General features: G+C 67.3%; 1 protein-coding gene. It reads right to left on the bottom strand.

Annotation, left to right across the window (positions count from 1 at the left end):
* Positions 1-15: 15 nt before the first annotated feature.
* Positions 16-1,644 (bottom strand): ISAzo13 family transposase, encoded by a 1,629-nt coding sequence (locus tag H8R17_RS45350; RefSeq protein ID WP_187828976.1) that lies wholly within the window; start codon positions 1,642-1,644, stop codon positions 16-18.
* Between the last annotated feature and the right edge of the window lie 55 nt (positions 1,645-1,699).

The following is a 1,699-nucleotide window of genomic DNA, read 5'->3' on the forward strand; positions in this document are numbered from 1 at the left end:
AGGGCTTGCAGATCATTAACATGTCGTCTTGATCTTGTTGTGGGGCTCGCCGGTTTGGGTGAGGACCCGGGCTTGGAGGGTTGCAAGGGCGACGGGTGGCGTCGTCGCGGGTGGGATGACGATGCCGTGTGCCTCGAGCAGTTTCCTGTTCTTCAGAAGGGTGCGGTGCATCGCGGTCCGGCTGCTGCCGAACAGTACGGCGAGAGGTTCGGCGGCCAGGGCGACCCGCAGATGGAGCACGGTGGCCAGGACCTGTTCGGGGAAGGCAAGCCGGGGTGGACGACCACGCTGAGTATCGCCGCCGGGTGTCAACATCCGTGTGAGGACGTCCAGTTGTTGCCGGGACATGCCGGTCAGTGCGGGATCGGACAGCAGCGTCTGTTCCCACTGCGGGGCCGGCTCCTGTGGAGCCCGGGGCGCGGGGACAGCAGGGCAGGGCTGTGGGTGCAGGGCATAGTTCCATTCGCCATGGAATGCGTGCCGGGTCAGTGGCAGAGCGGCCATCTCGGCGTCACCGATACGAACACCGGTGGGATAGGTGTTGGTGTCGAGTGCGGCACTCACGCTGAGCCCGGTGCGGGTGGTGGTCGCGGCGATGGACTCGACGATGACTTCGTGGCTGGTCAGCGGGCGGCCCCGCCAGTTCATGGTGATGTGCGAGAACAGCCGGTGCTCGATCTTGTTCCACTTCGATGTGCCCGGCGGCAGATGACACACCGTGATCGTCAGTCCCGTTTCGGCCGCGAGCCGGGCCAGTTCGAGCTTCCAGGCCCGGGTGCGATAGCCGTTGGAGCCGCCCGCGTCCGCAGTGATCAGCAGCCGTGCCGCCTGCGGGTAGGCAGCCTGGCCCTGGCCCTGCCACCAGCGGCGGATCGACTCCACGGCGAACGCCGCGGTGTCGTGATCGGTACCGACGTTGACCCAGCCGGTGTTCGCCGCCACGTCGTAGATCCCATAGGGGACGGCCTTGCCCAGGTGCGGGTCGGCGAAGTCATGCACGTTCACCGGCACCGGCTCACCCATCGGCCGCCACTGGCAGCCGTTGTTCTTGAACTCGCCGACGAGCTCCTTCTTCTTGGTGTCCACGCTGATCACCGGCTGACCGGCGTCCCGGTGCTCGCGGGCCTGCTCGTTGAGATAGCGGAACTGGGCATCCCGGTCCGGGTGCTGGCTGCCCTCGATCGTCTTGGTGTTGGCCTGCAGGCTGAAGCCTTCCTCCCGCAGCAGGCTGGCGACGGTGTCGGCACTGACGCGGTGCCCGGCCCGGGTCAGCTCCTGCGCCAGCGTGCGGGTGGACTTCACCGTCCACCGCAGCGGCGACATCGGGTCACCCCGTACATCCGGCTCAACCAGCGCCAACAGCGCAGGCCGCAGCCCCGGATCCAGATCCGCGACCCGTTTGCGGCCCCCGCCCACACGACGCACCCGCCCCAGAGGCTCCTCACCCGCCTCAAGTTCGAACACGCCTTTGCGGACCGTCGTCTCGCTGACCGCACCGGCCTGTGCCACGGCCCGGACACCGCCGTGTCCCAGCGCCCAGGCCTCCGCAGCCATCAGCAGCCGTCGCTGCCGCTCGTCCAGATGCGGGAACAACACCGCGAACTTCACAGCGAGTTGGTCACGAGTCTCGTCCGGGATGCGCATACCACACCAACGAGCTTCAGGACGGGAAGCAACACCTTGATGATCTGCAAGCCCT

This window comes from Streptomyces sp. TRM68367, assembly GCF_014495685.1.
GTDB lineage: Bacteria > Actinomycetota > Actinomycetes > Streptomycetales > Streptomycetaceae > Streptomyces.

Bases quoted from the DNA above. Each gene is read 5' to 3' on its own strand.
- H8R17_RS45350 (WP_187828976.1), bottom strand. From the start codon at position 1,644: ATGCGCATCCCGGACGAGACTCGTGACCAACTCGCTGTGAAGTTCGCG.